Annotated in this window: 19 protein-coding genes; 6 read left to right on the top strand and 13 right to left on the bottom strand. The window is 60.9% G+C overall.

The features are described 5' to 3' along the window. From sctJ to DW58_RS14540, 4 genes are all read right to left on the bottom strand, one after another. Positions 1-765 (bottom strand): type III secretion system inner membrane ring lipoprotein SctJ, encoded by a 765-nt coding sequence (gene sctJ / locus DW58_RS14555; protein WP_029697988.1) that lies wholly within the window; start codon positions 763-765, stop codon positions 1-3. Positions 766-770: 5 nt separating this feature from the next. Next, positions 771-1,145, bottom strand: a complete 375-nt coding sequence (locus tag DW58_RS14550; RefSeq protein WP_024550867.1) for an EscI/YscI/HrpB family type III secretion system inner rod protein — start codon at positions 1,143-1,145, stop codon at positions 771-773. Between the two features lie 63 nt (positions 1,146-1,208). Beyond that, entirely contained in the window at positions 1,209-1,448 is a 240-nt protein-coding gene (locus DW58_RS14545; protein WP_024550866.1) for a hypothetical protein, read from the bottom strand. 162 nt (positions 1,449-1,610) lie between these two features. After that, positions 1,611-2,606, bottom strand: coding sequence for a sigma 54-interacting transcriptional regulator (locus DW58_RS14540; RefSeq protein WP_024550865.1), 996 nt, complete (start codon positions 2,604-2,606; stop codon positions 1,611-1,613). Positions 2,607-3,052: 446 nt separating this feature from the next. On the opposite strand from DW58_RS14540, the gene DW58_RS14535 reads away from it, so the two are divergent. Then, entirely contained in the window at positions 3,053-3,796 is a 744-nt protein-coding gene (locus DW58_RS14535; RefSeq protein WP_024562644.1) for a hypothetical protein, read from the top strand. Positions 3,797-3,814: 18 nt separating this feature from the next. Then, entirely contained in the window at positions 3,815-4,885 is a 1,071-nt protein-coding gene (locus DW58_RS14530) for a hypothetical protein (RefSeq protein ID WP_081706728.1), read from the top strand. Between the two features lie 85 nt (positions 4,886-4,970). On the opposite strand, the gene DW58_RS14525 is transcribed toward DW58_RS14530, so the two are convergent. From DW58_RS14525 to DW58_RS14510, 3 genes are all read right to left on the bottom strand, one after another. Then, positions 4,971-5,966, bottom strand: coding sequence for a lytic transglycosylase domain-containing protein (locus DW58_RS14525; protein WP_024550414.1), 996 nt, complete (start codon positions 5,964-5,966; stop codon positions 4,971-4,973). Positions 5,967-6,125: 159 nt separating this feature from the next. Further along, the gene (locus DW58_RS14515; RefSeq protein WP_029696681.1) at positions 6,126-7,409 is read right to left on the bottom strand and encodes an amino acid permease; all 1,284 of its coding nucleotides are present in this window, start codon (positions 7,407-7,409) and stop codon (positions 6,126-6,128) included. 52 nt (positions 7,410-7,461) lie between these two features. Further along, the gene (locus DW58_RS14510; protein WP_024550417.1) at positions 7,462-8,364 is read right to left on the bottom strand and encodes a LysR substrate-binding domain-containing protein; all 903 of its coding nucleotides are present in this window, start codon (positions 8,362-8,364) and stop codon (positions 7,462-7,464) included. Between the two features lie 96 nt (positions 8,365-8,460). Here DW58_RS14510 and DW58_RS14505 point away from each other — a divergent pair, with 96 nt between their 5' ends. Then, complete coding sequence (locus DW58_RS14505; RefSeq protein WP_024550418.1) at positions 8,461-9,321, top strand: oxidoreductase; 861 nt, start codon at positions 8,461-8,463, stop codon at positions 9,319-9,321. Positions 9,322-9,353: 32 nt separating this feature from the next. Here DW58_RS14505 and DW58_RS14500 read toward each other — a convergent pair whose 3' ends face one another. The 4 genes from DW58_RS14500 to DW58_RS14485 form a co-directional block, all read right to left on the bottom strand. Continuing rightward, positions 9,354-10,655, bottom strand: coding sequence for a glycoside hydrolase family 10 protein (locus DW58_RS14500; RefSeq protein ID WP_029696682.1), 1,302 nt, complete (start codon positions 10,653-10,655; stop codon positions 9,354-9,356). A gap of 14 nt (positions 10,656-10,669) precedes the next feature. Then, on the bottom strand, positions 10,670-10,954 hold the full coding sequence (locus DW58_RS14495; RefSeq protein WP_024550420.1) for a VF530 family protein: 285 nt from the start codon (positions 10,952-10,954) through the stop codon (positions 10,670-10,672). A 401-nt stretch (positions 10,955-11,355) separates the two neighbouring features. Then, the gene (locus DW58_RS14490) at positions 11,356-12,069 is read right to left on the bottom strand and encodes a YnfC family lipoprotein (protein WP_024550421.1); all 714 of its coding nucleotides are present in this window, start codon (positions 12,067-12,069) and stop codon (positions 11,356-11,358) included. 39 nt (positions 12,070-12,108) lie between these two features. Further along, positions 12,109-12,702, bottom strand: a complete 594-nt coding sequence (locus tag DW58_RS14485) for a TetR/AcrR family transcriptional regulator (protein WP_024550422.1) — start codon at positions 12,700-12,702, stop codon at positions 12,109-12,111. Between the two features lie 74 nt (positions 12,703-12,776). Between DW58_RS14485 and bdcA the strand changes: the two genes are divergently transcribed. Beyond that, entirely contained in the window at positions 12,777-13,490 is a 714-nt protein-coding gene (gene bdcA / locus DW58_RS14480) for an SDR family oxidoreductase (RefSeq protein ID WP_024550423.1), read from the top strand. 137 nt (positions 13,491-13,627) lie between these two features. Continuing rightward, positions 13,628-14,533: a LysR family transcriptional regulator gene (locus tag DW58_RS14475; RefSeq protein WP_024550424.1), complete on the top strand. Its 906-nt coding sequence runs from the start codon at positions 13,628-13,630 to the stop codon at positions 14,531-14,533. On the opposite strand, the gene DW58_RS14470 is transcribed toward DW58_RS14475, so the two are convergent. Beyond that, positions 14,509-14,997 carry a (R)-mandelonitrile lyase gene (locus tag DW58_RS14470; RefSeq protein WP_024550425.1) on the bottom strand — a complete coding sequence of 163 codons (489 nt, stop codon included), beginning with the start codon at positions 14,995-14,997 and terminating at the stop codon, positions 14,509-14,511. The two genes, DW58_RS14475 and DW58_RS14470, sit on opposite strands and share 25 nt — an antisense overlap. Positions 14,998-15,207: 210 nt before the next feature. On the opposite strand from DW58_RS14470, the gene DW58_RS14465 reads away from it, so the two are divergent. Then, positions 15,208-15,783 carry a flavin reductase family protein gene (locus tag DW58_RS14465; RefSeq protein WP_029593045.1) on the top strand — a complete coding sequence of 192 codons (576 nt, stop codon included), beginning with the start codon at positions 15,208-15,210 and terminating at the stop codon, positions 15,781-15,783. Here the strand turns inward: DW58_RS14465 and DW58_RS14460 are convergent, their stop codons facing one another. After that, positions 15,784-16,605, bottom strand: coding sequence for an arylamine N-acetyltransferase (locus DW58_RS14460; RefSeq protein ID WP_024550427.1), 822 nt, complete (start codon positions 16,603-16,605; stop codon positions 15,784-15,786). Positions 16,606-16,617: the final 12 nt, after the last annotated feature.

Below are 16,617 nucleotides of genomic sequence, written 5' to 3'. Positions count from 1 at the left end.
TTATTTACTCTGCTGGGCGGCCTGCCGGTTGCGGGCGGCCAGCGAGCGCAGGAAGGTAAACAGCGCCCCGAGTATCAGCAGCACGCCGAGGATCGCCGCGAGGGTTTTCACCAGCGAATACTGGTCCGGCGTCACCTTAAACGGCCCAAGCTGCACGATTTCAATCCGGTCCTGGTAGGTTTTCGCCGGGACAAAAACAATCGCCAGGTCGCGATCGTCCCGCCCGCCCAGCCCCGGAATACTGGTGGCCACCAGGCGGCGGATGCGCGGCTCGATGCCGTCCGGGTCGAGATTTTCATGATATTTGATAAACACCGAGGCAGAGGCGGGCTGGACCGGCTCCCCCGGCGCGATGCGCTCCGGCAGCACCACGTGGACGCGGGCCACCACCACGCCGTCAATCTGCGCGAGGGTCGATTCCACCTCCTGGGAGAGGGCATAGATGTAGCGCGCGCGCTCCTCCAGCGGGCTGGAGATGACGCCGCTTTTCTGGAATACCTCACCAAGGTTCGTGCGTGCTTTGCGCGGCAGCCCGGCGGCGTTGAGGATGTTAACCGCCCGCTCAATGTCCTTCCCGGCCACGCTGACGCTGAACCCCTCTTTCTCGGCCTGCTTGGCGGCCGGAATGCGGTAGCGATTGAGTTCCGCCACGATATCGTTGGCGTCGTTTTCCGACAGGCCGCTGTGCAGCAGGGCATCGTCGCCGCAGCCGCTAAGCAGCAGCGTGAGTAAAAGCGCACAGAGTAGTTTCAGAGTGGCGGTCATAGCGATCACTGCAGGTTGTTGAGTTTGTCGATGGACTGAACGCCTTTGCCGATGATTTTCGCGTTCATCAGGCTTTCGATGTAGTAGTTAGAGAGCTGGGCGTTAGCCGCCGAAAAGTCCTCTACGTTTGAGGATCGCGAGGCGACGCGCAGATCGCGAAAGGCGTCTTTCTGCGCCCGCTGGCTGCCGCTGATGGACTCAGCAATGCCGCCCAGCACGCCGGGAGAGAGGGCATCCGTCGACGGCGGCGCGGCGCTGGCCGGATTAAGCTGCGCAGCAAACCAGTGAATATCGTCCTGATTGCCCGATTCCGGGTAAATCTCTACCGAGGTTTCCGGTTCGGAGGTGAGCTGCGGTGCGGAGGACTGAGAGACTTTCATAGACGGGACTCCTGCATGAGCGAGGGCGGAAGGCGCGACGCGGACGCCTTCCGCCGGACGCAATTAATACTGGATCTTAACCTGAGCGGCGGCAGAACCGGCCTGCGCGGCGCTGTCGGCGATGCCGTTGATGCGCTGGTTTTCCGCATCAAGCGCCATCTTGTCGAGCTGGTTTTTCTGCATGGTGGCCTGAATTTCCTGCGCACCGGTCATAAAGTCAACGCCGCTTGCCGCACCTGACAGCTTGGTATAGGCGGAGCCAGTATTGGTCATCAAATTAGACAGCTGAGTAATCACGGACATAGCATTTTCCTTACTCTTGAGATGGAGTGTTTTATGGGTATTGCGTTTATTAAGTGGCGAGCCGCGTGAGGGGGTTCCAGAAAAACGAAAAATTTTTTTAACGCAGGGCAGGTGAGGGGGGTCAGGCCCATCCGTTGCAGGAGGATGGGCGTGCGGGAAGCATCAGGCGTGGAGCTTGAGCAGCTTAAGGCGGTGATAGAGCGTGCGGCGGGGGATGCCGAGCTCGTGTATCACGTCATCAATACGGTTGCCGTGGCGGTGCAGGCAGTCGGTAATCAGACTGCGCTCGATGCGCCGCAGTCGATCCTTGAGCAGGCAGCGCCCCTCCTCTTTTTTAACGTCGTTACACAGCGGCGGCAGACCCAGTACGAAGCGCTCGGCAACGGCCTTCAGCTCGCGGATATTGCCCGGCCAGCTGTGCAGCAGCAGCGCCTCCTCCAGCGGCCAGGAGCGGGGCGGCAGCGCCTGGTTCAGACGCATGGCGGCTTCCTGGGTGAAGCGGCGAAACATGGGGATGATCAGTTCCGGGTGATGGCGCAGAGCGGGCGTCGAGAGCTTGATGGTATCGAGGCGGAAGAACAGATCGCGACGAAAACGCCCCTGCGCAACCAGCTCCTCAAGCGGCGCCTGGGAGGCGGCCACCACGCGCAGGTTCAGCCGAATGCTTTTGGTGCTGCCAAGGCGCTCTACGGCGCGGTTCTCCAGCACGCGCAGCAGCTTGGCCTGCACGATAAGCGGCATGCTGTCGATCTCATCGAGGAACAGCAGGCCGTCGTTGGCGGTTTCAATGTAGCCGGCACGCGAGGCGCTGGCGCCGGTAAACGCCCCGGTCATCACCCCAAACAGTTCGCTTTCGGCGAGGGTTTCCGGGATGGCGGCGCAGTTCACCGGTACCATCGGGCCGCGACAGCCCGACAGCTGGTAAAGACGGCGGGCGAGAGTGTCTTTCCCGGTGCCGGTTTCCCCCTGAATCAGCACGTCAACCTGCAAGGGTGCAATGGTGTTGAGGATCTGATGCAGATGGGAGTGAATATCGATGTGTTGCCCAGGGCCGTGCTCCGTTTCAGGGCGTCCGGTATCGGCCAGACGCAACGCGCTATCCCTGGCGTCTTCGGGGGCAGCACTGCTTCGTAGTTGAGTCTCGACAAAGCCAACCATAATGTCTTGTCTCCAGTAGCTTAACGTAAACGCATAATGCGCAAAGCGCGGCGTTCGGAAATCCCGTAGGAAGCAACCGTGTGTAGTTATGTAAATGCTGACGCAATTCATTACAAATCGATACGGGCTGTACTCTCACCCAAGCCGCCCGGAGCGGCTATCAGTCCAGGATGATTGTTGTGTAGGCGCAGGACTTCATCCTGTAGGCAAATCCCTACAACGAAAAAATCGGCCCTTGTGAAACAACGGGTTGCCACGGTTTTTTTCTGGCGTGACGGTAAAATGAAAGATTTATGGCATGACTATTAGCGGACTCAGCGCAAATAAAATGGAACTCATCAGGAACGACCGCCACTTATCAGACGAGCTGGCACCTGAAACACCGCGCCTTGCGGCAGGTGTCGCTACTTCCCTGAAACGGTTACGTTAATTCTGAGGAGCAGTCCATGAAGATTCCAGGCTTTGGTGGTGGTGCAACGAACATGGGTAAAGTCGATATGCCGCCTGCGGGCAATATGGGTAAGATCGACGGTCCTGGCGGCAAGCCGGATGCGCCAGGCGGCGTGAACGGGAAAAACGGCGGTAGTCCGTTCTCGTTTGGTAACGTGCTGAACGTCGCGGGCGGAGCCACCTCGCTGCTGCCGTTAGCCGGTCTCGGCGGCGGTAGCAGTGGCGGTGGCAACGGCTCTGGCGGCGCGCCGGGCATCGGCGGCGGTAACGGCGGTGGTAACGGCGGCGGCGGGATTGGCTCCATGCTCACCGGCGCGCTGGGCGGCGGTGGTATGGCCGGCATCGCCAAACAGCTGTTGATGATGGTCGGTCTGCAGCAGCTGTTTGGCGGCGGTAGCAGCCAGCAGGCGCAGCAGCCAACCCAGCAGAATCACGCCCCGCAGTCCTCCGGGAACAGCAACAGCGCAAATCCGCTGGAGCAGCTGATGAAAATGCTGCAGGAGATGATCCAGAAGATGTTCGGTCTGTCCGGGAAAGAGGGTGCGGGCGATAAACCGGCAGCGGGTCAGGGCGGCAACGGTGGTGGTGGTAACGGCGGCGCTCAGGGTGCAGGTCAGCAGGCAGGTGGACTGGGCGGTATGCTGCAGAACGTGCTGATGATGCTGGGTCTGCAACAGCTGCTGGGTGGTCTGGGTCAGGGCGGTCAGGGTTCCTCCTCTCAGAATCAGAACCAGCTCTAATCCAGTGAGGCTACTGCTATGGCCATAAATGTATCTGGTGGGGGAGGATTCTCCCCCGATTCGCTGACCAGCCTGAGGCCGCCCGCAACCAGCGTGCTGCCTCAGGGGTTAACCACGCCGGGGCCCACCGGCGGTCTGGCGAATCTTATTAACTACGGCGGGGGAAGCGGTACGCCGATGACCGGCGACTGGGGACTGACCGCGCCGACCACCACGCCGGACGCGCAGAGCGGTTTAACCGGCATGCTGATGCTGCTTGGTCTGAACGAGCTGGCGCAGCAGGGACAGGCGGGCGGGCTTGAGCAGCTGCTGACCGTTGACCCGACGCTGGCAGCCGATGCCGGTGGTATCAGTGAGCCGGTGCCGGAGAGCGAAAAAGATCTCAGCAAACCGATTACCGACGAGAGCCTGAAGGGCCGCCCGCCGGGAGATAACCGCAGCGCGGAAGAGATTATCGACGCCAACCCGGTGTTGAAAAATCTCGGCAATCAGAAGGACATCAAGCGTGAAGAGTTGAAGCAGCGCTTTGGTGACTGGACCGATGCCAACCCTGACCCGAAAAGCCGTGCCGACGCCGCCTACAACATGGCCTCGGTGCTCAACCACATCAAAGGGCTGAGCGGCCGGGACGGCAGCGACCGTGGCGATGTTGCCAATAACGGCAAGATCGAGGGGATCACCAAAGATGGCGATGCCCGGCACGGCAGCGAAGCGGGCGTACTGAAGGATATCGCCGAACAGGGTCTGAAGATGCTGCCGGATAACGGCAAGCTGCCGCAGACCAATGATACCCACGTACGGGCTGACGGCACCAATAAGGACAACTTCCAGTGGGGAATGGGGGAGTTCGGTAAGATCCTGTCGAACATCCCGATTCTGAAATCCGTCGCGGCACCGTTCTTCAACAATATCGGTGAAGCGCGGGATCTGGGGGAAGTCTTTACCGGCGGCCTCTCCGGCCTGGCTGAGGGCGCGATGAGCGCGGCCCGTGGCCCGGTTGGCTGGGGCATTACGGCGGTAACCGACACGGTGCAGATCGCCGTCGAGAACGGTGGTAAGGATAAAAAAGACCCGCCTGCGTTCTCCTGAACCGGCGGATGTGCCAGAGAGTCCCTGAACGCGGTCAGGGACTTTTTTTATGCCTGAAAAAGCCCCGCAGGGCTTAGAGAGAGACTCACGCTGGCAGCGTGCCGTTGCCGCTTTTAATGATATCGGCGAAGTTCATTACCTTGCCGACGTAGGTGGAATCCCCGGTGCCGGTTTTCGAAATATCCGTCAGGTCGTTAACGTTCACGTTGCCCGGCCCGGAGTTGTAGGCGCGCAGCGCCGCACCGATATCGCCATTAAAGGCGGTCATCTGCTCCTTCATGTACAGCGCTCCGGCCATGATACTGTCGCGGGCATTGGACGGATTCGCGTTCGGCCCGAGCACGTCCGAGTTGTTGCGCTGCAGCTCCGCGAAGGTGTTCTGATTCACCTGCATCACCCCCGAATCCTGCAGACCGTTGCCGCCGTTCACCGTCACGGCATCCAGCTTGCCGCGTGACTCCTGCCAGATTTGTCCAGCCAGGATCTCAGGAGGGATACCGGTGTGGTTGGCCGCTTCCATGATGGCTTTCTCGTGGGTTTGCAGGGCAGGCGGCAGATGGAGTCCTGACTCACCGGCAGAGAGCGAACCGCCCGTGGCCGATGGCGTCTGGGCACCGTAGTTCACCGGTGCGCCACCGCCCTGCGGCGTTTGCGGGGCCTGTGCTTGCGCCTGCGCCGGGGCGGCCTGCGGCATCGCCGGTGCCTGTGGCGTCTGCGGGGCACCGCCCGACGCCGCCGGGGTTTGCGACGGCATACCGCCCGCCTCGTTGCCGCCGTTCTGCTGGCCTTTCATCATCTGCTGCATCATCGACAGCGCCTGCATGATCTGCGTAATCAGCTCGGACATGAACTGCATCAGGTTGCTGTTCTGGTCCTGCGTCATGCCTGCGGTGCTGCCATTCATCAGCGAGGCGAAGTCGGTCCCGCCCGGCTGGTTATTTCCCCAGCTCACCGCCTGCGGGCCGCCGCCCGCCAGTGGCGCAAAGTTATTCTGATCCGAAGGCTTACCGCTGAGCGCACCGATATCGAACGGAAGCTGCGGCTGAACTGGCCCGGAGAGCGGGCCGGATAAAATCTGCATGACGATCCTCCTGGGTTACGAACGTGGCGCCATGCGAAACGCACGACGCATCACCGGTTTGATTTTCGGGGACGTCTTTGAGTGGTCTGCACGCGCCGGAGAGTTCCCTGCGCGCGTGGGAAAGGGGGAATTCCTCCCGCTGCGGCGGGAGGCGCAGCATCAGAAAACGATGCCGTAGAGCAGGGCGGAGACGGTCAGCACGCCGCCGAGAATCACCGTGATCGCCGTAGGGCCGCGCAGTTCCCGCAGCTGCGGTCGGGTGTAGATAAGCCAGGCGGGGATCAGGAACAGGAAGATGGCGATCAGCGGGCCGCACACCGTTTCAATCAGCGTCACCACGTTGGGGTTGAGGTAGACCACCCCGGCGGTGAGGACGAACATCCCGGCATACGCGATGCGCTTTGCGCGCGCCTCGCCACGCGGGTCGGACGCGCCCAGCGCCCCGGCGACCAGTCCGCTACAGGTTTCCGCCACCGACAGGCAGACGCCTAAGAAGGATTTGGTCATGCCGAGTATCGCAATCAGCGGGGCGATCCAGAACAGCAGATCGGCGCTGTCGCCGGCCTTCATCACCGACAGCACGTTGAGGTTCTGCGCTTTCGCCATCACAAAGGTGTCGCGCGGGATGGCGAGAATACAGCTCAGCACGAAGAAGACGATGCTGAAGAAGATAAGCACATAGGCCAGACGAATAATCAGCACCGCTTTGGTTTCACCGCCGTTGCCGCTTTCACGATACCAGGCCGCCAGCGGGGAGATCATCGGGGTGGAGCAGAACGCAAAGGTGACCAGCGGCAGAGTCAGCCAGAGGTGCTTCAGGGTCTCGCCCGGCGGCGCGGTGTTGGTGTCGCGCAGGGCATGGGTAACGTTGGAAAGCTCCCAGTCGGGGATCTGCACCAGCGCGATAGCCAGGATGGTCAGCGCAAACGGCAGGGCAAGCGCGCTCAGGGTTCGCACCACGCTGTCGCGCCCCTTGCTCAGCACCAGGAACAGCAGGCCGGGCACGATCACCGCCAGCGCGCCGCGAGGAAGCAGCGTCATCTGCAGGCGTTCGGTAAACAGATTGTCCAGGGCGTTAACCAGCGAGATGGCGAACACCAGCGTGACCGGGAAGTGCGCGACGCAGAAGTAGATCTTGATCGCCTCGCGGCCTTTCGGACCAAAAAAGGCGCCAAACATCGGCAGGTTGCGATCGGCGGTATGGCCATCGCGCATAAACAGCCGCCCAACCAGCACGTGCGGCACCATTGACAGCGGAAAGCCCAGCAACAGCAGCATAAGGAAGACCATCGGGCCGCGGGTGCCGATTTCCACCGGCAGAAACAGCGTGCCGGCACCGACCGTGGCGGCATAGACGCTCAGGATCCAGATCGCGTCTTTCAGGGACCAGCGGGGCGAGGCGGACATTACCGCCCCGGAGAGTTTTTGAGTTGTCATAGTCATACTTTTATTAACGGTAAAGATGGTGCGGGTGCTGTGAAAGCAAGGGAAATCATCAGGTCGGCTGCTGCCTGACAAAATCAATAAACGCCCGTAACGGGGCGGGAATAAGACGACGGTCGTGATAATAGAGGTAAGGGCCGCTAAAGCTGAGCCACCAGGGTTCGAGGATCGGTTCGAGCTGGCCGGCATCGAGCGCCGGGCGCAGCCACTCTTCAAACAGATAGACGATGCCGCCATCCTGAATGGCGCACGCCACCGCCAGATCCATGGCGCTGCCGACGCTCACCAGCAGCGAGCCGCCGACCTGAATGCGCAGCGTTTCGCCGTCACGGGCAAACTCCCACTCCGGCACCACGCCGCTGGCGTAGCGTCCACGAATGCAGCGGTGCTGCATCAGATCCCGGGGATGTGAAGGGCGGCCATGACGTGCCAGATAGGCGGGCGACGCGGCGGCGGCGAAACGCTGGATGCGCGGGCCGATGGGCAACGCCACCATATCCTGCTCCAGGCACTCGTCGTAGCGGATCCCCGCATCGCATTTATCGCGAAACACGTCCTGGACGTTGCTTTCAGCGACGATCTCAAGGGTGATTTCCGGATAGCGCGCGAGGAACGCCGGCACGATAGCGGGCAATACCAGCCGCGTGGCGCTGACTGGTACATTGAGCCGCAGCGTGCCGCCGGGGGTGGTGCGAAAGCTGTTCACTTCATCCAGCGCGGCGTCGATCTCGCTCATGGCGGGCACCAGGCGCTCCATCAGGGCGCGCCCGGCATCGGTGAGGGTGACGGTACGGGTGGTGCGGTTAAACAGGCGTACGCCAAGCTGCTGCTCGGCCCGGCGTACCGCATCGCTCAGACGCGACGGATTGCTGCCGGTTACCCGTGCCGCCTCGCGAAAGCCGCCGGCTTTTGCCACGGCAACGACGGCGTGAAGCAACCCAAAATCGAGATTCATTGTCTTGCAGCCCGTACAGTCTGTCTTAATTGGGACGGATAGTTACACAGTGCCGCGGGGATTACAATCAATCGACACTCACGCAGGAGACAGCTTATGAACACGATTGCACAGATGTACCGCCTCGGCGACCGCGACGTTGGACGGCTCGGCTATGGCGCCATGCAACTTGCCGGACCGGGGGTGTTCGGGCCGCCAGCCGATGAAGGGCGCGCCATCCAGGTGCTGCGGGACGCCATTGATGCCGGGGTGCGCCACATCGATACCAGCGATTTCTACGGGCCGCACACCACGAATCAGCTGATCAAAAAAGCCTTATACCCCTATCCCGATGACCTGGTCATCGTCACCAAAGTGGGTGCGCGGCGAGATGCACAGGGCGGCTGGCTCTCCGCTTTTACGCCGCAGGAGCTGACCCGCGCGGTAGAGGATAACCTGCGCCATCTGGGGCTAGAGTCGATGGAAGTGGTCAACCTGCGCAGTATGCTGGACGTGCATCACCCGGTTGAAGGTGCGCTGGAGCCGCAGCTTGAGGCGTTGATTGCGCTTAAGGAACAGGGGCTTATTCGCCACATTGGCCTGAGTAACGTCACGCCAACCCAGGTGAAAGCGGCGCTGAAGATGACGCCGGTGGCCTGCGTGCAGAATCTCTATAATCTGGCGCACCGCCAGGACGATGACCTGATCGCATGGCTTGCCAGCGAGGGCATCGCCTACGTGCCGTTCTTCCCGCTGGGTGGATTTTCACCGCTGCAGTCCGACCGCCTTAACGCGGTGGCCGAAAGCCTGAATGCCACACCAATGCAGGTGGCGCTGGCCTGGCTGCTGCAACGTTCGCCCAACATTCTGCTGATTCCCGGCACCTCATCACCGGAACATCTGCGGGAAAACCTCGCCGCGAAGGATCTGGCGCTGACTCCAGACGTGGTGGCGGAGCTGGATAAAGTCGGGGGATAAACAAGGGGGCTGCCGGTTCCCGTCACCGGCAGTCAGGATCCCCAGCGGCTCCTGAGATAATTGACGGCGTCATGAGCCTGAGGACGATTAAGATAATCTTCCCGGAACAGGATGGTGCCGCTGATGCCGGTAACCGACTCGTTTAAGTCGAGCTGTTTTTTCAGCTCCGGCACGCCGCCCTGAATGGTCCAGTCGGGCTCGATTCTTGACGCTTCACCCACTTTATAAAGCGCAACGCCAATATAGAGGCGGGTGCGGGTCGGTTTCACCACGTCGGCCCACCATTTCGCCAGCACATCATAGCGGGCAGCGGTGCGGGAGAAGGGCCAGTAAACCTGCGGGGCGATGTAATCCAGCAGGCCTTGCTGCACCCAGCGGCGGGTGTCGGCATAGGCTTCGTCATAGGCCGCGGCGCCCGAGGTATCCGACCCGGCCGGATCGTGGGAGCGGTTGCGCCACACGCCAGCCGGACTCACGCCAAATTCCACGTCAGGGTTGATCTGCTTCACGGTGCGTGAAACCTGCTCAATCAGCCGCTGGGTATTGTCCCGACGCCAGTCTGCTTTTGACGCAAACCCGGCGCCATAGCGGCTGAAGGTCTGTCGGTCATCAAGCGTCGAACCGGGCGTTTCGGTATAGAAATAGTCATCGAACTGAACCCCGTCCACCGGATAGCGCGTCACGACTTCGGCGACGATGCTGGCTATCCAGTCGCGCACCTCGGGAATGCCGGGGTCGAGCACTGCACGGTCGCTGGCAGTGCGGATCCAGTCGCGATGCAGCACGTACACGCTGGCGGGATGCTGCGAAACGGTACGGCTGAGTGCCGCAAGGGTGGCCGGTTTGGTGTTGGTGGTGACGCGATAAGGGTTAAACCAGGCGTGGACCCGCAAGCCGCGTTTGTGCGCTTCATCAAGCATAAACTGCAGCGGGTCATATCCCGGATCGTCGCCCACGCGCCCGGTCAACGTATCAGACCAGGGCAGGATTTGTGAGGGCCACAGCGCGGTACCGTCTGGCTTCACCTGAAAAAACACGGTATTAATGCCGAGGCTTTTCAGCTTATCGAGTTTATCGGTCAGGGCTTTTTGCTGCTGGCTGATGCGGTCTGCACGGCTGGCGTTAACCGAAGAAACGGGCGGCCAGTCGAGGCGAGAGACCGTTGCCAGCCAGATGCCGCGCATCGGTTCGGCGTGGCGGGGTTTTTCCGGCAGTGGATGTTTTGCCACCGGCGGCAGCGGCGTGACCAGAGAGCGGGGCGGCGTTGAAGAGCAGCCGACCAGCAACACCGCGCCGGCAATCAGCGCGCTCACTCTTTTAAGGCGTGGTGTCATCCGCATCATCGACGTCAGCTCTGTTTGTTACGACTGTTGGCCCAGGGATCGGACGTGGCGTTATCCGCGGCTGCGGGAGCGTCATCGTTCAGGGATGCAAGATAGAGCGCTTCAACTTCCGCGCGTGCCCAGGGCGTACGCCGTAAAAACTTCAGGCTCGACTTAACGCTGGGGTCATTTTTGAAACAGTTGATCCTGATACGCTGGCTTAGCTGTTCCCAGCCGTAGCGGGCAACCAGAGCGTTGACTTGCATTTCAAGCGTGACGCCGTGTAGAGGATCTGTTGAGTGGGCCGCCATTGTCATCCGTTATAGTGGCTAAGTGATGAATGCCATGAAGAGTACTCGAAAGCCGGCAAACCGGCAAATTGCAGCTGCGGGAACAGATGCGGCTGAACCCGGCGGGGACAGGATGTCAGCGTGACAGACAGCGTCAAAGGCGTATTGCCGGTATGGTGTCGAATACGAAAAGACGATGGAATGCGGAAATACACCGCGGGCATGGTTGGTCATCCAAAAGCCTTAATATTCCCGCATTATAATGTCGGTGCGCATAATGTATATTATGTTAAATAGAATATCAGGTCCGGACAGCCCACGGCTTGCCTCTACCTGCACCTGTACTCAATTCCCTGCCCTCAATCATCACCGCTTCCACAAGGCTTCTGCGCGGCCCGATATCACCCGGGCCGCGGTTCTTCTCAGTAATACTCAACGCGATGATTCGAAAACATCATCACGGGTGCGTCCTGGTAATGCTCATCGAGCGCGGTCGTCATGGCGCACAGATTTGCGTTGCCATCGGGTTGATAAGTACAGCTCTGCTTCAACCAAACGGTGGATTCGGGATTGTGGAGCACCATCTGCATATCGAGGAACTGCGGATTCCCCGCCGGATACGAGAAAACATTGTCGGTGTGATTCTGGTAATCCCGGATGCGCACCGGGAACTGACCGTGCCGGTACTCAAAGCGCTGGGCAACGTTGCCGGTCTCCCGGTTGGTCATGGTTTCCAGCAAACCGCGCGCGTTGTATGCCAGCGTGTATCTTCCGCTCTCGTTTTCCAGCTCGGTAATCTGACACGCCTGGTTAACCTTGCCGGCAATGCGCTGGCCACTGTGCGAGCGCAGCGTGCCCGCGCTGTTTTCGAGGTGAAATTCGTTGCCGTTCAGCTTGTCCACCATATTCACCTTCGTGAAACAGCCCTGACGGTCGTACCAGACTTCGGTCATGGTCTGTAATTTTCCGGTGCTGTCCCTGATCCACTGCAGGCTGTGCTTTACCGGGCCGACGCTCGGATCGTGGTTAAACAGCAGCGCGGTGTTCAGTACCGCCGGTGTGAACTGCACCGTTGAGACGGCGTGTGCGGGCAGCGCCAGACACAGCGCCGCCGAAAGCAAACAGACTGATTTCATTGTTATCCCTGTAAAAAGCCAAATCGAAAAATTGCCGCGTTATGACGGAAGCATGCTTTCCAGGACCTGCCCGCCGAGCCGCACCGTTTCCTGCAGCCGCGCAAGGCTCTGCCCTGCCCTTGCTCTGGCCGACAGCCCGGCCATCAGCGTTCCCATAAAATCCGTCACCCGCACGGCCTCCTGCGGATAGCGGCGCGCAATAAAGTGCTGAATGGCCTGTTCGGCAGCCTGATGAAAACGACAGGCCGCCTCGCGCGCCTGCGGATCGTTGCAGTGCGTGCCTTCCAGCACCATGCAGCCGGCCGCTGCCGGGTCGGCGGCGTAACGCCGTGCCGCCTCCTGCAGAATCGCGATAAGACAGGCTGCAACCGGCCGATCGTCGCGCAGCAGCTCCGCAAACGGGATGGCGCCATGCTCTGCATAGCGATCCAGTACGCGGGTATACAGGCCCAGTTTGCTGCCGAATGCCGCATAGAAACTGGGCGGATTGATGCCGAGCGCTTTGGTCAGATCGGCCACGCTGACCTCGTCATAGCCGCGGGAATGAAACAGCGGTTGCGCGATGGCAATCGCCTGTTCCGCATCAAACTTGCGCGGACGCCCTGGGGTCCGACTATTTTTTGTAGTGGTCACTACATTACTCCTTGACAGTCATCATGACCGCCACATATTGTAATCACCACTACAATATCACAAAGGGTACCAACATGACGTCATTTAACGGTAAATCAGTTCTGGTCACCGGCGGCAGCCGCGGTATTGGCGCAGCCATCGTTAAGCGCTTTGCCTTTGAAGGCGCCTCGGTCACGTTCAGCTACTCCGGTTCCCGGGAGGCGGCGGAGCAGCTGGCGAAAGAAACCGGCAGTACCGCAGTGCCGTCGGACAGCGCCGACCGTGAGGCGGTCATCAAGCTGGTGCGTGACGCCGGGCCGCTGGATATTCTGGTGGTGAACGCCGGGATTGCTCTGTTTGGCGATGCGCTGGATCAGGATGCCGATGCGGTGGATCGTCTGTTCCGCATCAACATCCATGCCCCCTACCATGCCGCGGTTGAAGCCGCCCGCCAGATGCCGGACGGCGGACGCATCATCGTTATCGGTTCAGTCAACGGCGATCGCATGCCGGTGCCGGGCATGGCGTCGTATGCGGTCAGCAAGTCCGCCCTGCAAGGGCTGGCCCGGGGATTAGCCCGCGACTTTGGGCCACGCGGTATCACGATTAACGTGGTGCAGCCCGGCCCGATCGACACCGATGCCAACCCGGAAAACGGACCGATGAGAGAGCTGATGCACAGCTTTATGGCAATCAAGCGTCACGGTCGGCCGGAAGAAGTGGCTGGCATGGTTGCCTGGCTTGCCGGTCCGGAAGCCTCGTTCGTGACCGGCGCCATGCACACGATTGACGGCGCGTTCGGTGCATAACGCGCTCTTCCCCTCCTCGTCCTGGCGCGCTGCCGGGACGACTTCCCTGCCTGTCCCGTCTCGCTAAGCGTTATGAAATCAATTCATCAATAGTCAGGCTATACTGGCGGCTTCTTGCTCCCTGCCAGAGGCTCCTGATGCTGAAAGAAAACGTTAACGATCTGATCGCGTTTTTGCTGGTCGCCGAAGAGCGCAGCTTTACGCGTGCCGCGGCGCGCCTCGGCGTCTCGCAGTCGGCGCTCAGCCACGCCATGCGCGGGCTTGAGGAGCGAATGGGGATCCGCCTGCTCACCCGAACCACGCGCAGCGTCTCGCCGACCACCGCCGGGGAGCGGCTTATCGAGCGCATCGGGCCGCACTTTGGTGAGATAGAGACTGAACTGAATCTGATGAAAGAGATGCGCGATGTGCCCGCCGGCAACATCCGCATTACCGCCGGGGAGCACGCGGTGGATTACCTGCTGTGGCCAGCGCTGGAACCCTTCCTGCGCGCCTGGCCGGATATCAACGTTGAGGTGACGGTGGATGAGGCGCTGACCGATATCGTCAGCCAGCGCTTTGATGCGGGTATCCGGCTGGGCGAACAGGTGGCAAAAGATATGATTGCCGTACCGGTCAGCCCGCCGATGCGGTTGGTGGTGGTCGGGTCGCCGGAGTACTTCTCGCGCTACCCGGTGCCGCAGGTTCCGGCCGATCTGCAACAGCACGCCTGCATCACGATGCGTCTCCCTACCCTTGGCGGGCTGTACGCCTGGGAGTTTTCACAACAGGGAAACGCGATCCGCGTGCGGGTTGAAGGCCAGCTGACAATTAACCCGCTGCGCCACCGTATCGCGGCGGCGAAAGCGGGTATTGGGCTTGTCTTCGTACCGGAAGACACGGTGGCGGCAGATATTGCGGCGGGAACGCTGGTGCCGGTGCTGGAGAGCTGGTGTGAACCGTTTTCCGGCTACTACCTTTATTATCCCAGCCGTCGCCAGCACACCACCGCGTTCTCGCTGTTTGTCGAGGCGCTCCGTTATCGTGCTCCGTCGCGGCCCTGATACTGCGCGTCGGTGACCTGCTCCATCCACGTAACCGGGCTGCCGTCGAGCGATTCGGCGATGGCGATGTGGGTCATGGCGGTGCCTGGCGTTGCGCCGTGCCAGTGTTTGACGCCGTCCGGGATCCAGACGATATCGCCGGGTCTGATTTCGCGTATCGCTTTCCCCCACTCCTGCACCCGCCCTTTCCCCTGGGTGACAATCAGCGTCTGGCCCAGTGGATGGGTGTGCCAGGCGGTGCGCGCGCCCGGCTCAAAGGTCACCGTCGCCCCGCCGGTGCGTGCCGGTTCGCTGGCCTGAAATGAACTGTCGATCCTCACCTTCCCGGTGAACCACGCTGCCGGTCCGGTCACAGAGTCCTGCGTGCCCGCAGCGATGATTTTTACCTTCTCTTCTTCCGCGCCGAGCGCAGCGGCGGGCGTCAGTACGGAAAGCATGGCGGTCATGGTTGCCAGAAGTTTCATATCTTGTCCTCGTGGTGTATGCGTCAGCAATAAGGCTACCCCTGGGGACCTGCCGCTACCAGACGGCATAATGCGAATGCTGTAATGAGTCAAACTCATTAATCCGGCCACCAGCCGCCCGCCGGGTTCCGCAAACCGCACAGAATCGATATTCATTCCTCGCCAGGCGTTGGGTACACTTTGTGGCTCAACTGCAGCAAGGACAGAATGATGAACGAGCATACTAAACCCGTTGCGCTGGATAAGGCGTACCGTCTGATTAACCACGGTCCGACCGTGCTGGTTTCCGCCCGCCACGCCGGGGTGGATAACGTGATGGCCGCGGCCTGGGCCTGTGGGCTGGATTTCTCCCCGCCCAAAGTGACGGTGGTGATCGATAAAATTGCCGCCACGCGCGGGCTTATCGAGCAGAGCGGCTATTTCGTGTTGCAGATCCCGACCGTCGAACAGGCGACGCTCACCACGCGGCTGGGCACCACGACGCTGGCCAGCGATCCGGAGAAGCTGGCGCACGCCGGGGTTGAGCTGTTTGAGATGGAGGGCGTGAACCTGCCGTTAGTGGCGGGCTGTTCGGCGTGGCTGGTGTGCCGGCTGATCCCGGAGCCGCGCAACCAGCAGGCTTACGATCTGTTTATCGGCGAAGTCACCCATGCCTGGGCGGACAGCCGCGCGTTTCGCGACGGGCACTGGCAGTTTGAAACCGCTGCGCCAGAATTGCGCAGCATTCATCACGTGGCGGGTGGTCACTACTACGCCATTGGCGACGCTATCGCGACCCACCCCTGATCAGGCAAAGCGCCCCAGTTTGTGCAGCGTGGCTGGGGTAAGCCCGTGCTGGGGATGGGTCAGGCCCAGCAAAAACTCCGTCTCCAGCACTTCCGTCAGCCGATCCGGGGTAAGATCTTCTTCGTGAATCGTGACACCGTCACGTCCATAGTGGGTAAAGCGGAAGTTATTCAGCGTCACCTTCCCGCCGTCAGGCAGATGGCGCGACATCAGGATATGCTGGCGAAAATGCGAGTCGGGCCAGTGGGCGATAAAGTGATTTGCCATCAGGAAATCCGCCGCGTACTGATCTTCGGTATCAAAGCGATAGAGCGGCTGCCAGACGTTGTTCTGGAACAGGTTCAGAATAAAATCGTCGTGATCCGCATCGAGGCGGTAGATCCCGGACGGGGTAATCACCTCCTCGCCGGGCAGAAAGCGCATCGGCTGAGGCAGCGTCTGACTGCCGAAGCCCACGTCCACCAGCCACTCCTCCCCATGTACCGCCACACACAGCAGGCGATGGGTGCGGGGCGGCACCTGGTCTGGTCGGGCAATCAGCACCCTCGCCGCCAGGCTACGCACGTTAAAACGCAGCTCGCGCAGCACCCGCTCCAGCAGGCCGTTCTGTTCAAAGCAGTAGCCGCCGCGTCGGGCGGTCACCAGTTTTTCAAATACCGCCCCGTCGTCGAGGTGGATCTCACGATCGAGCAGCACATCGAGATTTTCAAAGGCAATGCTGGCGATATGGTGAGCCTGTAAGGTACCGAGCGTTTCGACATCTGCCTGCGGCGTGCCTTCATAGCCGATACGGGCAAAATAGTCTTCAAGCGAGAAAGCCATTCCCCCTCCTGT

The sequence above is a fragment of the Siccibacter turicensis LMG 23730 genome (assembly GCF_000463155.2).
GTDB classification, from domain to species: Bacteria; Pseudomonadota; Gammaproteobacteria; order Enterobacterales; family Enterobacteriaceae; genus Siccibacter; species Siccibacter turicensis.
This window is presented reverse-complemented; position numbering and strand designations above follow the sequence as displayed.

Bases quoted from the DNA above. Each gene is read 5' to 3' on its own strand.
- sctJ (WP_029697988.1), bottom strand. From the start codon at position 765: ATGACCGCCACTCTGAAACTACTCTGTGCGCTTTTACTCACGCTGCTG.
- DW58_RS14550 (WP_024550867.1), bottom strand. From the start codon at position 1,145: ATGAAAGTCTCTCAGTCCTCCGCACCGCAGCTCACCTCCGAACCGGAA.
- DW58_RS14545 (WP_024550866.1), bottom strand. From the start codon at position 1,448: ATGTCCGTGATTACTCAGCTGTCTAATTTGATGACCAATACTGGCTCC.
- DW58_RS14540 (WP_024550865.1), bottom strand. From the start codon at position 2,606: ATGGTTGGCTTTGTCGAGACTCAACTACGAAGCAGTGCTGCCCCCGAA.
- DW58_RS14535 (WP_024562644.1), top strand. From the start codon at position 3,053: ATGAAGATTCCAGGCTTTGGTGGTGGTGCAACGAACATGGGTAAAGTC.
- DW58_RS14530 (WP_081706728.1), top strand. From the start codon at position 3,815: ATGGCCATAAATGTATCTGGTGGGGGAGGATTCTCCCCCGATTCGCTG.
- DW58_RS14525 (WP_024550414.1), bottom strand. From the start codon at position 5,966: ATGCAGATTTTATCCGGCCCGCTCTCCGGGCCAGTTCAGCCGCAGCTT.
- DW58_RS14515 (WP_029696681.1), bottom strand. From the start codon at position 7,409: ATGACTATGACAACTCAAAAACTCTCCGGGGCGGTAATGTCCGCCTCG.
- DW58_RS14510 (WP_024550417.1), bottom strand. From the start codon at position 8,364: ATGAATCTCGATTTTGGGTTGCTTCACGCCGTCGTTGCCGTGGCAAAA.
- DW58_RS14505 (WP_024550418.1), top strand. From the start codon at position 8,461: ATGAACACGATTGCACAGATGTACCGCCTCGGCGACCGCGACGTTGGA.
- DW58_RS14500 (WP_029696682.1), bottom strand. From the start codon at position 10,655: ATGACACCACGCCTTAAAAGAGTGAGCGCGCTGATTGCCGGCGCGGTG.
- DW58_RS14495 (WP_024550420.1), bottom strand. From the start codon at position 10,954: ATGGCGGCCCACTCAACAGATCCTCTACACGGCGTCACGCTTGAAATG.
- DW58_RS14490 (WP_024550421.1), bottom strand. From the start codon at position 12,069: ATGAAATCAGTCTGTTTGCTTTCGGCGGCGCTGTGTCTGGCGCTGCCC.
- bdcA (WP_024550423.1), top strand. From the start codon at position 12,777: ATGACGTCATTTAACGGTAAATCAGTTCTGGTCACCGGCGGCAGCCGC.
- DW58_RS14475 (WP_024550424.1), top strand. From the start codon at position 13,628: ATGCTGAAAGAAAACGTTAACGATCTGATCGCGTTTTTGCTGGTCGCC.
- DW58_RS14470 (WP_024550425.1), bottom strand. From the start codon at position 14,997: ATGAAACTTCTGGCAACCATGACCGCCATGCTTTCCGTACTGACGCCC.
- DW58_RS14465 (WP_029593045.1), top strand. From the start codon at position 15,208: ATGAACGAGCATACTAAACCCGTTGCGCTGGATAAGGCGTACCGTCTG.
- DW58_RS14460 (WP_024550427.1), bottom strand. From the start codon at position 16,605: ATGGCTTTCTCGCTTGAAGACTATTTTGCCCGTATCGGCTATGAAGGC.